The sequence below is a fragment of the Vibrio palustris genome, assembly GCF_024346995.1.
GTDB classification, from domain to species: Bacteria; Pseudomonadota; Gammaproteobacteria; order Enterobacterales; family Vibrionaceae; genus Vibrio; species Vibrio palustris.
Genome location: NZ_AP024887.1, coordinates 793,001 through 806,066 on the forward strand (window position 1 = coordinate 793,001; position 13,066 = coordinate 806,066).

The following is a 13,066-nucleotide window of genomic DNA, read 5'->3' on the forward strand; positions in this document are numbered from 1 at the left end:
CCTCATATTGAATATGGGTTATTGCTGTGAAGATAAAACGATTTTTTGCCAGAGACATGAAAACCGCGTTGCTCCAAGTAAAAGAAGAACTTGGGGTCGATGCGGTGATCATGTCGAATAAAAAGGTAGCGGGAGGTGTTGAAATTGTCGCCGCTGTCGATGGTGATAACTCTTCATCTACAAAAGATCAAAAACGTGCACCGGCACAACAAGCAGCGCCACAAGCAGCGCGATCTGCACCGGTTCAAAAAACGCAACCGTCTCGTCAGCAAGAGCAGCACGCGGCTCAACGCCGTGAAATGCAAGAAGACCGAGTCAGTTTACAAAGCAGTGCATCGCCAAGTCGTTCGGTTACTCAGCGTTTTGCTAATATGCTGCAACAGTACAGTAATACGCAGGTGGGACATGAAACGGAATCATCAGAAGAAGCCGATTCGTTAACGGCATTATTGCAACGCCAGAAATCAGGTGGCGGGCGTGATAACAATGTTCCCTCTTTAGCTCGTGCACTTGAAGATGAGCGCGCAGCTCAACCTACGACCAAGCCATCAGGTTCACGATTAGATCCAAGCCGATATGAGCGTCATCGCCAAGAAGACGCTGCACCAACCAGCGAAGAGCTGGAAAATATGCGTGAAGAAATGCTGTCTATTCGCCGTTTACTTGAACATCAAGTCTCTGGTTTGATGTGGCAAGAAGTAGAACGACGCGAACCATTGCGAGCGATGCTAATTCGTCGTTTAGAACGCATGGGATTATCGTTAGATCTCGCGGATCAGTTAGCGTGTTACATTCCCGAAGACACGCCGCCGCCCAAAGCTTGGAAGGCATTATTACGACTTGTCGCCGATCAAATACCGGTATCAAAACAAGATATTTTAAAACGTGGTGGCGTTGTTGCGCTGTTAGGTCCAACGGGGGTGGGTAAAACCACCTCAGTGGCCAAATTAGCGGCACGCGCGGCCATGGAGTATGGTTCTGACAACGTAGCCCTAGTGACGACAGATACCTATCGTATCGGTGCGCACGAGCAATTGTCTATTTATGGACGAATTATGGGTTGTCCTGTAAAAGTTGCTAAAGATTCCAAAGAGTTAGCCGATGTAATATATCAGCTACGGAATCGTCGCCTTGTTTTAGTCGATACAGCAGGCATGGGACAGCGTGATGTTCGGCTTACAGAACAGTTGGACACCTTAATGCAAGAAAGTGGGGAAGTGATTCATAGCTACTTGGTTCTTCCTGCGACAGCGCAACGTAAAGTGTTGCAAGAGACCATCGATCACTTTAGACGTATACCACTATCTGGTTGCATCATGACCAAGCTCGATGAGTGCTTGAGTCTAGGGGAGTTTGTCAGTGTAGTGGTACAAAATGCGTTACCAGTAGCGTATATCGCTAATGGACAACGAGTGCCAGAGGATATCGTTATAGCCCAACCTAAATATATGATATCCAAAGCTAACGAATTACTTGAAAAGTCGACAGAGAACGAGCCTCATTACTGGGCGAGTGATGTGGATAAATTCTAGGCGGCGATGAAGATGACAAATAAAATGATATATGACCAAGCAAGCGGATTACGCCGCTTAACACAGCCTTCTTTAACCAAAGTCATCGCAGTGACTGGGGGGAAAGGCGGCGTGGGTAAAACCAATGTGACGCTCGGAATGGCTATCTGCATGGCACGTCAAGGCAAAAAAGTGATGGTGCTCGATGCAGATTTAGGTCTTGCTAATATTGACGTCATGCTCGGCATTCGTCCAAAACGTAATTTAGGCCATGTTTTGGCGGGAGAGTGTGAGCTTAAAGACGCGATTGTGGAAGGCCCATTTGGGATCAAAATCATTCCAGCAACGTCTGGTACTCAGTCGATGACAGAGTTGTCCCACGCTCAACACATTGGATTGATTCGCGCGTTCGGTTCATTAGAAGATGAAATGGATGTGCTGCTTGTTGATACGGCCGCCGGAATTTCTGATATGGTTGTGAGCTTCTCGCGTGCCGCTCAAGATGTTGTCATTGTGGTATGTGATGAGCCAACATCTATAACGGATGCGTATGCTCTGATTAAATTGCTGAGTCGTGAACACCAAGTGCAACGCTTTAAAGTCGTCGCAAACATGGTAAGAAGTTATCGAGAAGGCAGAGAATTGTTCGCAAAGTTGACCTTGGTCACAGAGCGGTTCTTAAATGTCAGTCTTGAGCTCGTCGCATGCATTCCTTTGGACGATAATGTACGTCTAGCAGTTAAAAAACAAAAGATTGTGGTTGATGCCTATCCTCGTTCAGCAGCGTCATTGGCAATTAGTTCGCTTTCGAACAAAGCGCTGACGTGGCCAATACCTCGTTCTCCAAGTGGGCATTTAGAATTTTTTGTAGAACGATTACTTAATCGCAAAGAAATAGCGGGGGAATCTTTCGGTGAATAAAGCGCTAACTTATGATCAGTACGGCAATCTCAATAGCCAACAGCTATTTTTAGAGAAGTATGCCGTCTTGGTTAAGCGTATTGCTCATCATTTGATGGGGCGCTTGCCCCCTAGTGTTCTAGTTGAAGATTTAATTCAAGCAGGCATGTTAGGTTTGCTTGAAGCTCAAAAAAATTATGACGGAAGTAAAGGCGCAAGCTTTGAAACCTTCGCTGGAATTCGAATTCGTGGAGCTATGCTTGACGATATTCGACGCGGTGACTGGGTGCCGCGCTCGGTTCACAAGATAAATCGAGAAATTAGCCAGGCTATCTCTATACTAGAGGGGGAGCTTAAACGTGATCCTTCTGATTCCGAGGTGGCGAAGTATTTGGGAATATCGCTGGATCAATACCATACTGCCCTTAAAGATATCAATTGCTCGCGAATTGTGGGTATGGAAGATTTGGGGGTATCAGATGATGCGATTTCGCCGGTAGCAGAAGATGATGATAATGCTCCATTTAAAGGTGTAGCGGACGAATCATTTCGAAAAGCGCTGGTTGAATCAATTAAATCACTTCCCGAGCGTGAAGCTTTGGTACTTTCGCTCTATTATGATGAGGAGCTTAATTTGAAAGAAATTGGTGACGTCATCGGTGTCAGTGAATCTCGCGTTAGCCAGATACTCAGCCAATCAATGCAGCGTCTACGAACAAAGTTGAGTTCTTGGACTGAAAACGACTAACTATCACTGATTGTAACTCAGTGGAGGCAATTTTGAATAAAAACATGAAGATCCTTATTGTTGATGATTTCTCAACAATGCGACGTATTGTGAAGAACCTTCTTCGTGACCTGGGTTTTAATAATACCCAAGAAGCTGACGATGGATTAACGGCTTTGCCTATGCTTAAGAAAGGCGAGTTTGACTTTGTAGTCACTGACTGGAATATGCCAGGTATGCAAGGCATCGATTTATTGAAAAATATTCGTTCTGATGATGAGTTAAAACATTTACCTGTTTTGATGATTACTGCAGAAGCGAAACGTGAACAAATTATTGAAGCTGCTCAAGCGGGTGTTAACGGTTATATTGTTAAGCCATTCACTGCAGCAACATTAAAAGAAAAACTAGATAAAATCTTTGAGCGTCTTTGAACTCCTAACATAAACTAAATAGTTAGGACAAAAGGTAATCTATTCAATTACGCGTAAAGGCGATTCATTATGATTTCACTAGAACAAGCCCAAGAGCTCGTACAACTGGTAGAAAACGGGTTGCAAGATGAAGCCAGTGCTTTAGTTACACAGATGCAGCCTGACACTACCACAGGTGAAGGTAACGCTGATTTAAAACAAGCCGTTGAAGATAATCCTATGTTACAGGAAATCGGCACCTTGACCCGTGAGTTGCATGACTCGCTTAAAAATTTCCACATCGATGAGCGAATGACTGAAATCGCTACAGATGAGATTCCTGATGCTCGTGATCGATTAAATTATGTGATCGAAAAAACGGAAGTGGCCGCGAATAAAACCATGGATGCAGTCGATTGCTGTATGCCTATTGCGGACCGCATGCATGAGAGCTTGCTAAAAGTACGGCCTCAATGGAATCAATTAATGCATGGCAAAATAGAAATAACAGAATTTAAAGCATTGTGTCATGGCATTGATGATTTGTTGTCCTTGGTCGAGGGTGATAGTAGTGAACTACGTGGACACCTAACGGAAATTTTGATGGCACAAGACTTCCAAGACTTGACTGGGCAGATTATTAGCCGTGTCATCAAATTAACCGGTGAAGTAGAAAATCGTTTGGTGGAAATTTTGACCGTCTTTGGTGTTAATCAAATTCAAGCTGTCGATCAAGAACAACCATCAGATACGCATAACAAAGATAATTCAGCGACGTCAGCAGAGGGGCCAATTATGAATCCTCATGAACGCGCAGATGCTGTGTCATCTCAAGACGAAGTGGACGACTTGTTGTCGAGTCTTGGTTTTTAGGGGTAAAGTATGAGCTACGATTTAGACGAAGATATTCTTCAAGACTTTCTGGTGGAAGCTGGTGAAATCCTAGAGTTGCTTTCTGAGCAGTTAGTCGAACTTGAAAACAATCCTAAAGATAAAGATCTTCTCAACGCTATATTTCGCGGTTTCCATACCGTAAAAGGCGGGGCGGGGTTCTTGACGTTGACTGAATTAGTCGAAACTTGTCATGGCGCGGAAAATGTCTTTGATATTTTACGTAATGGGCAACGTACGGTTACGTCCAGTTTGATGGATACCATGCTGCGAGCATTAGACACTGTTAATGAACAATTTAGAGCCGTTCAGAACTTAGAGCCTTTGGTGGCCGCTGATCCAGCGTTACTTGAAGAGTTGCATCAGCTTTGTAAGCCCGAGTCTGAAGATGAAGTGCCTGATGCCGAAATAGAACAAGCCGTCGATGAAGTCATTGATGAGATGCCGATGGATGATGTCGTCGAAGACGTTGCAAGTGTAGAACCAGACGTCACGGCGGTAGATGCAGCATCGATAGATGAAATCACTGATGATGAGTTTGAAAAACTTTTAGATAACTTACATGGCAAAGGCGCGGCACCAGGTAAAGTAGACGAAGCCGCTCAGGCTTCTGCTGAGACACCTAAGCCTGCCACTAATAGTTTCGCTGCAGATGATGGTGATATTACCGACGATGAATTCGAGAAATTACTCGATGAGTTACATGGTTCTGGTAAAGGTCCTGCAAAAACGGAAGAAAAAGCAGCTAACAAAGAGCCGTCAGCAGCGACACCTGCATCATCTGGGCCTAATGGCGAAGATTTGATGACAGATGACGAATTTGAGAAGCTGTTAGATGAGCTGCACGGTCCTGGTAAAAGCGGCCCTTCAGAAGAAGAACTTGCTGCCGCTGTCAAGCCAGCGCAACCAGCACCACAAGCTGCTGCTAAGCCTGCAGATAAGCCGGTAGCAAAAGCGGAACCTAAACCAAAAGCTGCTGAGCCTGCCGCACCAGCGGAAGATCCCGCGAGTCAGGTTGCTGCTAAAAAACCGCAAGCAGAAGCGAGTGTGCGTGTTGATACCTCAACGCTTGATACCATTATGAATATGGTAGGCGAATTAGTATTGGTTCGTAACCGTTTAATCAGTCTTGGTATGAATAGTAGTGATGAGCAACTCACGAAGGCGGTATCCAACCTTGATGTTGTGACTGCTGACTTGCAAAGCTCGGTGATGAAAACCCGTATGCAGCCAATCAAAAAAGTGTTTGGCCGCTTCCCTCGCGTAGTACGTGATTTGGCGCGTAGTCTGCAAAAAGACATCACGCTCGAAATGAAAGGTGAAGATACGGATCTGGATAAGAACCTCGTCGAAGCACTCGCCGATCCCCTTATTCACTTGGTTCGAAACTCGGTCGATCATGGTATCGAAATGCCGGATGTACGTGAGCAGAACGGTAAGTCACGCCAGGGTAAAGTGTTACTATCAGCTTCCCAAGAAGGCGATCATATTAAGCTGGCTATCATTGATGATGGTGCTGGTATGAACCCAGATATCCTACGTGGTATCGCGGTGAAGCGTGGTTTGATGGATCAAGATGCAGCCGACCGCCTCACCAATAAAGAGTGTTTTAACTTAATCTTTATGCCGGGCTTTTCGAGCAAAGAAAAAATTTCTGATATTTCTGGTCGCGGTGTCGGGATGGATGTGGTGAAGACCGCAATCAATACTCTAAATGGTTCGATAGATATTGATTCTGAAATGGGTAAAGGTACTAAGATTTTGATCAAAGTACCATTAACGTTAGCAATTCTGCCAACCTTGATGGTCGGTGTGGCTAATCACCCATTTGCATTACCACTTGCGAGTGTGAGTGAAATCTTCCACTTAGATTTGAGTCGGACTAACGTTGTTGATGGTCAGTTAACTATCATTGTGCGTGAAAAATCGATTCCTTTATTTTATTTACAAAATTGGTTGTCGCCGCAGTCGGGTAAAGTCGATGCACGTAAAGGGCATGGGCACGTGGTGATTGTGCAATTGGGTAGTCAGCGTGTTGGTTTTGTGGTTGATACGTTAATTGGCCAAGAAGAAGTGGTAATTAAACCATTGGACGCACTACTACAAGGAACGCCTGGCATGGCCGGAGCAACCATTACGAGTGATGGTCATATCGCATTAATTTTGGATGTGCCAGATTTACTTAAACGTTATGCATCTGCCTCTAGAATTTAAGTGACCATTGAGATATAAGGAAAACTATGGCGATTCGAGTACTCGTAGTTGATGATTCTAGCTTCTTTAGACGTCGTGTTAGTGAAATCATCAATTCCGAACCACGCTTAGAAGTGATGGATGTAGCGGTAAATGGCAAAGAAGCGGTAGAAAAAGCCCAAAGCTTAAAGCCAGATGTCATAACCATGGATATTGAAATGCCTATCATGGACGGCATTACCGCTGTGCGTGAAATTATGGCGAAATGTCCTGTTCCAATACTGATGTTTTCATCATTAACGCATGATGGCGCTAAGGCAACCCTAGACGCACTGGATGCAGGTGCTTTAGATTTCTTACCTAAGAAATTTGAAGATATCGCTCGTAACCGCGATGAAGCTGTAGTTCTGTTGCAGCAAAGAGTCTTGTCGATCGCTTCGAAACGTGGAGTCGTTCGCCGTAGTACTATGATACCGCGAACTTCAACGCTAACGAGTACGTCTGCGCGCTCAACGGAGCGTTCTCATACGCCAGTACGCCCTGAAACGCATACTGCGGCATCGCGTCAGCCTGCCGCGCGCTTTAAAGCGTCAGGAAAACGTTATCAACTAACTGCAATTGGTACGTCAACTGGTGGGCCAGTTGCATTACAGAAAATTTTAACGGACTTACCAAGTAATTATCCACATCCGATTGTTTTAGTTCAGCATATGCCAGCAACGTTCACTGCCGCTTTTGCGAGCCGTTTGAACACGCTGTGTAAAATTGAAGTGAAAGAAGCGGCCGATGGTGATGTATTACGGCCGGGTGTCGCTTATTTAGCGCCAGGCGGTAAGCAAATGATGATTGATGGACGCGCCGGCGCGGCTCGTTTACGCATCATTGATGGTGGCGAGCGTATGAACTATAAACCTTGTGTGGATGTGACTTTTGGGTCTGCCGCAAAGGTTTATGGTAATAAAGTGTTATCGATGATTTTAACAGGAATGGGCGCTGATGGACGAGATGGCTCCCGTATGTTGAAAGAAGCGGGATCAACAATTTGGGCCCAAAATGAAGAGAGCTGTGTGGTGTATGGTATGCCGCAAGCGGTGGCGAAAGCAGGTATTTCTTCAGAAGACTTACCATTGGATCGAATTGCTGAACGAATCTTAGTTGAAGTTGGTCTGGCATAGGGTGATGGAATGATTGTTTGGAGTGTCGCAAACCAGAAAGGTGGGGTGGGTAAAACAACCACAACTATCACTTTAGCTGGATTATTGAGTAAGCAAGGCAAACGCGTTTTGCTGGTTGACACCGATCCCCACGCTTCCTTAACCACGTATTTAGGATATGATGCTGATGGTGTTGCATCGAGTTTGTTTGATCTCTTTCAATTGAAAGAAATTACAGCACAGTCGATTCATCCTTTGATATTAGAGACCGATGTCGAAGGGATTGATATTATTCCCGCTCATATGTCACTTGCCACGTTAGATCGTGTGATGGGGAACCGCAGTGGTATGGGGCTCATTCTTAAGCGAGCCCTCGCGACATTGCGAGATCATTATGACCATGTGTTGATTGATTGCCCTCCGATTCTTGGAGTGATGATGGTCAATGCACTCGCCGCAAGTGATCGTATATTAATCCCAGTACAGACCGAGTTTTTAGCAATGAAAGGCTTAGAGCGTATGATTCGCACGCTTGCCATCATGCAAAAATCAAGAAACCGAGAGTTTAAAGTGACGATTGTTCCTACAATGTATGACAAGCGTACAAAAGCTTCGTTGCAGACACTGACCCAATTAAAACGCGATTATCCTGATAAAGTTTGGACCTCTGCAGTACCTATTGATACCAAATTTCGAGATGCCAGCTTAAAGCGTTTACCTGCTTCTCATTTTGCAGAAAGCAGTCGTGGGGTCTTTGCTTATAAGCAGTTGCTCGTTCATTTAGAGAGGCTGGCCATTGATGAGTAGTGAACCGACACTATCAAGTGAGCAAGCTCTTGATGAGTACTTTACTTCGTTACTTGCAGAAGATGTTGATGACGGTGGTCAGACAAAATCTGATGGTTTATATATAGAGCCGCAATTACAGCTGCAGCGAATCGAAGAGCCGGAGCTGCCTGTATCACGCTTTTTAGATGATGATATCGAAGAACTTCCTGGCGCGAATTTAGAAGAAGTTCAGCGTTTATTGAGCCAGCTTGAAGGCTCGAATCCAGTTGGCGATTTAAATCTAGATGAAGTACTAGAACAAAACACCATCAACATTGCGCTTGAGCCAATGGGGCTGAACGAGGTAACAGAAGACCGTGATGATTTAGACGTTGCCTCTGTTAATCCTGCATTTGTTGATGATGAAATCCAAGAATGGGATACGGCGACATTAACGGAAGACCAGGAAGGTGAGCCTCATCATCATGAGGAATCAGTTCCGGTAGAAGAGGTTATACCTGAGACGGTTGTTGACGACCCCGAAATTGAGCCGATTACACAAGAAGATGAGAGTTCGTTAACAGCTTCAGATACGCCTAATGAAAGCAATATTGAACTAGAGAAAAATACTGCTATTGTTGATGATAATGCTGAAGACAAAGCCGATTTATCGGCGTCGCCAAAACATGGGTTAGATAGCGAATCTTGGACAAATCCAATCCGCCAAGAAGCGTTTCAAGTTTTGTACTTTGATGTAAATGACGTGACTTTTGCAGTGCCTCTGGATGAACTCGGAGGAATTAATCAACTTGGAGAGCCAAGTCACTTGATTGGCCGGCCGCGTTGGTATTTAGGTTTACAGACACAGCGTGAACAACAACTTGATGTGGTTGACACGGCTAAGTGGGTCATGGCTGAGAAGCTCAAAGATGACTCTCACCAAGAGGCATATCAGTATATTGTTATGTTAGGTGAAAGTATGTGGGGCCTAGCTTGTACTAAACTTATGGGTACAGAATGGCTGAGCTCTGAAAAAATACGCTGGCGTGAGCAGGTAGGGAAGCGCCCTTGGCTGGCTGGTATGGTTAAAGAAAAAATGTGTGCGTTGATCCATGTTGATGCATTAATCGCTATGCTCAATGCTGGCCTTGATGTAAAAGCGCTCGATAAATAAGCTGTTTTTGTCGGAGACGGCATAGAGAGGAAAAGGTATGTCTCAAAACAAAGTGTTAGAAGTAAAAAAAGAAAAATCAAATGACGAAATACTTCAGTGGGTAACATTTCAGCTCGAAGAAGAGACTTACGGCATTAATGTTATGCAAGTTCGCGAAGTGCTACGTTATACAGAAATCGCCCCAGTTCCTGGAGCGCCTGATTACGTTATCGGTATTATTAATCTACGTGGTAACGTGGTAACGGTCATCGATACACGTGCGCGCTTTGGTCTAGCAACAGGTGAAGTAACCGATAATACCCGAATTATTGTGATTGAATCTGAACAGCAAGTGATTGGTATTTTAGTGGATAGCGTTGCTGAAGTGGTTTATCTACGTTCTTCTGAAATCGATACCACGCCAAGTGTTGGTACCGATGAAAGTGCGAAATTCATCCAAGGTGTAAGCAACCGTGACGGTAAACTGCTGATTCTTGTTGATTTGAATAAGCTACTGACAGATGAAGAATGGGATGAGATGAACCACCTATAATGATGAGTTGGTCTTGGTTTACACCTCCTGTGATTGCAGGAGGTTTTGTTGTTTTTAGTCTTTTATTTATCGGTGGGTTGCTACAAATCCGTCGCGTGTTTCATCGTCAGCAAGAAAGTGCTCGCCAGCAGTTACGCTCGTTGGATAAAGAACTCAACAAAACGAGTAAACAATTACTTGAAGTTCGCTCAGTGGTTGTCGGCTTGGGGCAACGGGTTTCTGAGCAAAAAGATATTATTGCACATTTGAATGAACGGCTTATCGAGCTCGAGCATGATGATAATGATGGGCGTATGTATAGCCGAGCCAGCAAAATGGTGAAGTTAGGCGCGGATCTCGATGAATTAATTTCAGAATGTGAATTACCGAAAGCCGAAGCAGAGCTTATGATGTCTTTACAAAATAAGTTAGCAGGTAAAGAAACGATTCCTCCATTGACTAGCGATCCGGATGAAGAAGTTGAACGGAGGACTGTCTCACGGCGGCCTCCCCGCAAGTATCGTTAAAACCATGCCGATTTAATCGGCATGGTTTTTTTATCACCAAACAAAAGCTCATAAAAATAATCCAACGCCTCGTCTATTCATTGTATCAATAAAGTGAGTTATTGAGCGCTTCCATCTCCCTTGCAAAGCTATATAGACATCAATTGTTTATGTTAGTATGTAGGAAATTTCTATTTAATATGATCATGTTAACTGTTCAAAATCTTACTGTTTATCGTTCTGATAAGCGCTTATTCGAGACACTGTCATTCGAGCTTAAATCAGGCGATATTTTGCAAATTACTGGGCGTAACGGTGCTGGCAAGACGACTTTGTTGCGTACGGTTGCGGGTTTGAATACCGCTGAGAGCGGCCACGTATTATGGCAGGGCGAGCCTCTTAGCCAGTGTCGTGATATTTATTATCGAGATATGATTTTTTTAGGTCATGTTATTGGTTTAAAGCGGGAACTCAGTGCGATTGAAAACCTAATATTTTATCAAACCATGCAAGGCAACGCGCAAGATGTCGAATCTTTGTATGCAGCTTTAGCGAAAGTCGGCTTGGCTGGGCGCGAAGATTTGCCCATTGGACAGCTTTCTGCAGGCCAGCAGCGGCGCGTCTCATTAGCGCGCTTATGGCTAAGCCAGCAAGCATTATGGATTCTTGATGAGCCGTTTACATCCATTGATAAACAAGGCATTCGGGTGCTGGAAGCTCTATTTGAACAGCATGCGCAGCAGGGAGGCATGATTTTGTTAACTAGCCACCAAGACACGACATTAGCCCACTCTCAGCTGAAGCGTATAGAGTTAGGTGAATCAGTATGATAGCGATGTGTTGTGCAGTGATCCGTCGTGAACTAGTGGTCGCCTTTCGCCGCAAAACCGATATATTTAACCCGCTGTGGTTTTTTATCCTTGTGATTACGTTGTTTCCATTAAGTGTCGGCCCAGATCATCATTTACTGTCTCGTATCGCCCCCGGCATTATTTGGGTCGCGGCCTTATTATCGGCTTTGTTGTCGTTAGAGCGAATGTACAAAGATGATTTACAAGACGGTGCGTTAGAGCAGCTCATGATGATGCCATTACCACTGCCAGTCAGTGTTTTTGCTAAAATTGTCGCGCATTGGCTTCTTACTGGCGTGCCATTACTGATTATTAGTCCAGTCTTAGCGATTTTACTGTCATTGGATCTTGATACTTGGTTAGCAATGGTGTGCACTTTACTCCTAGGCACTCCAGTGCTGAGTTTTATCGGCGCGATTGGTGTGGCATTAACGGTTGGGCTAAACAAAGGGGGAGTATTATTAAGTTTGCTGGTACTTCCGCTATATATCCCGGTATTAATTTTTGCCACTTCAGCGATGGATGTTGCGGCAATGGGCGGAGAGTATGCCGGACAATTAGCCATCTTAGCGGCGATGGCGGTGTTAACCATAGTGTTGGCACCATTAGCAATCAGTGCCGCGTTGCGTGTCAGCGTACGTTAGCAAGTTACAACAGAGTACTCTACTATAACTATATAAAGATTAAGACCTTTTCAAAACTGGAAAAAGTGAGAACGAGCAATGTGGAAATGGCTTCATCCCTATGCTAAACCAGAGCGTGCCTACAACTTATCTGGAAAATTTATCCCTTGGCTGATGCTGGCGACGATGTTAACCCTGATTATTGGTTTGGTTTGGGGGTTGGCTTTTGCTCCGGCCGATTATCAGCAAGGCAATAGCTTTAGAATTATTTACATTCACGTTCCTACGGCAATTTGGTCGATGGGTATTTATGTGGCAATGGCTGTCTGTGCTTTGGTAAGCATTGTTTGGCAACAGCGGTTAGCCAGTGTCATGATGCGTGCAATGGCACCCATTGGAGCGGTATACACCTTTATTGCTCTAGTAACTGGCTCTATTTGGGGGAAACCTATGTGGGGAACTTGGTGGGTGTGGGATGCGAGGTTAACCTCAGAGCTGATTCTCTTGTTTCTCTATCTTGGGGTTATTGCTTTGTACCAATCGTTTGATGATCGCAAATCTGGGGTGGATGCAGCCGGTATTCTTGCCTTGGTTGGCGTGGTGAATATCCCAATTATTCATTACTCTGTTAATTGGTGGAATACGTTACATCAAGGGCAAACGATTAGCCAGTTTGCCAAGCCGTCTATCGCTTTGGATATGCTATGGCCATTACTGATTAATATTATTGCGTTTGCCTTGTTGTTTTCGGTATTAGCTTTAGTGCGTTTTCGTAACGAGTTACTCTTTATGGAGCGGCACCGAAAATGGGTTAAATCTATCGCCTCGTCAACAGGAGCTTAAG

Annotated in this window: 14 protein-coding genes; all 14 read left to right on the forward strand. The window is 44.6% G+C overall.

Annotated elements, in window-relative coordinates:
* Positions 1-26: 26 nt before the first annotated feature.
* The 14 genes from flhF to OCU30_RS03965 all read left to right on the forward strand — a co-directional run bounded on the left by flhF (position 27) and on the right by OCU30_RS03965 (position 13,065).
* Positions 27-1,532 (forward strand): flagellar biosynthesis GTPase FlhF, encoded by a 1,506-nt coding sequence (gene flhF, locus OCU30_RS03900; RefSeq protein ID WP_077311646.1) that lies wholly within the window; start codon positions 27-29, stop codon positions 1,530-1,532.
* 12 nt (positions 1,533-1,544) lie between these two features.
* The gene (locus OCU30_RS03905) at positions 1,545-2,432 is read left to right on the forward strand and encodes a MinD/ParA family protein (RefSeq protein WP_077311648.1); all 888 of its coding nucleotides are present in this window, start codon (positions 1,545-1,547) and stop codon (positions 2,430-2,432) included.
* The gene (locus OCU30_RS03910; protein WP_077311650.1) at positions 2,425-3,159 is read left to right on the forward strand and encodes an RNA polymerase sigma factor FliA; all 735 of its coding nucleotides are present in this window, start codon (positions 2,425-2,427) and stop codon (positions 3,157-3,159) included. Before OCU30_RS03905 ends, OCU30_RS03910 begins: the two co-directional genes overlap by 8 nt.
* A gap of 44 nt (positions 3,160-3,203) precedes the next feature.
* Positions 3,204-3,572 carry a chemotaxis response regulator CheY gene (cheY, locus tag OCU30_RS03915; protein WP_077311652.1) on the forward strand — a complete coding sequence of 123 codons (369 nt, stop codon included), beginning with the start codon at positions 3,204-3,206 and terminating at the stop codon, positions 3,570-3,572.
* 69 nt (positions 3,573-3,641) lie between these two features.
* On the forward strand, positions 3,642-4,424 hold the full coding sequence (locus OCU30_RS03920) for a protein phosphatase CheZ (RefSeq protein WP_077311654.1): 783 nt from the start codon (positions 3,642-3,644) through the stop codon (positions 4,422-4,424).
* A 9-nt stretch (positions 4,425-4,433) separates the two neighbouring features.
* Positions 4,434-6,656, forward strand: coding sequence for a chemotaxis protein CheA (locus OCU30_RS03925; protein WP_077311656.1), 2,223 nt, complete (start codon positions 4,434-4,436; stop codon positions 6,654-6,656).
* A 26-nt stretch (positions 6,657-6,682) separates the two neighbouring features.
* Positions 6,683-7,810 (forward strand): protein-glutamate methylesterase/protein-glutamine glutaminase, encoded by a 1,128-nt coding sequence (locus OCU30_RS03930; protein WP_077311658.1) that lies wholly within the window; start codon positions 6,683-6,685, stop codon positions 7,808-7,810.
* A gap of 9 nt (positions 7,811-7,819) precedes the next feature.
* Entirely contained in the window at positions 7,820-8,596 is a 777-nt protein-coding gene (locus OCU30_RS03935; protein WP_077311660.1) for a ParA family protein, read from the forward strand.
* Between the two features lie 145 nt (positions 8,597-8,741).
* Positions 8,742-9,731: a chemotaxis protein CheW gene (locus OCU30_RS03940; RefSeq protein WP_420856677.1), complete on the forward strand. Its 990-nt coding sequence runs from the start codon at positions 8,742-8,744 to the stop codon at positions 9,729-9,731.
* 37 nt (positions 9,732-9,768) lie between these two features.
* On the forward strand, positions 9,769-10,263 hold the full coding sequence (locus OCU30_RS03945; RefSeq protein WP_077311664.1) for a chemotaxis protein CheW: 495 nt from the start codon (positions 9,769-9,771) through the stop codon (positions 10,261-10,263).
* Positions 10,263-10,769, forward strand: a complete 507-nt coding sequence (locus tag OCU30_RS03950) for a DUF2802 domain-containing protein (protein WP_077311666.1) — start codon at positions 10,263-10,265, stop codon at positions 10,767-10,769. Before OCU30_RS03945 ends, OCU30_RS03950 begins: the two co-directional genes overlap by 1 nt.
* A 185-nt stretch (positions 10,770-10,954) precedes the next feature.
* On the forward strand, positions 10,955-11,578 hold the full coding sequence (gene ccmA, locus OCU30_RS03955) for a cytochrome c biogenesis heme-transporting ATPase CcmA (RefSeq protein WP_077311901.1): 624 nt from the start codon (positions 10,955-10,957) through the stop codon (positions 11,576-11,578).
* Positions 11,575-12,243, forward strand: coding sequence for a heme exporter protein CcmB (gene ccmB / locus OCU30_RS03960; RefSeq protein WP_077311668.1), 669 nt, complete (start codon positions 11,575-11,577; stop codon positions 12,241-12,243). Before ccmA ends, ccmB begins: the two co-directional genes overlap by 4 nt.
* A gap of 78 nt (positions 12,244-12,321) precedes the next feature.
* Complete coding sequence (locus OCU30_RS03965) at positions 12,322-13,065, forward strand: heme ABC transporter permease (protein WP_077311670.1); 744 nt, start codon at positions 12,322-12,324, stop codon at positions 13,063-13,065.
* Position 13,066: the final 1 nt, after the last annotated feature.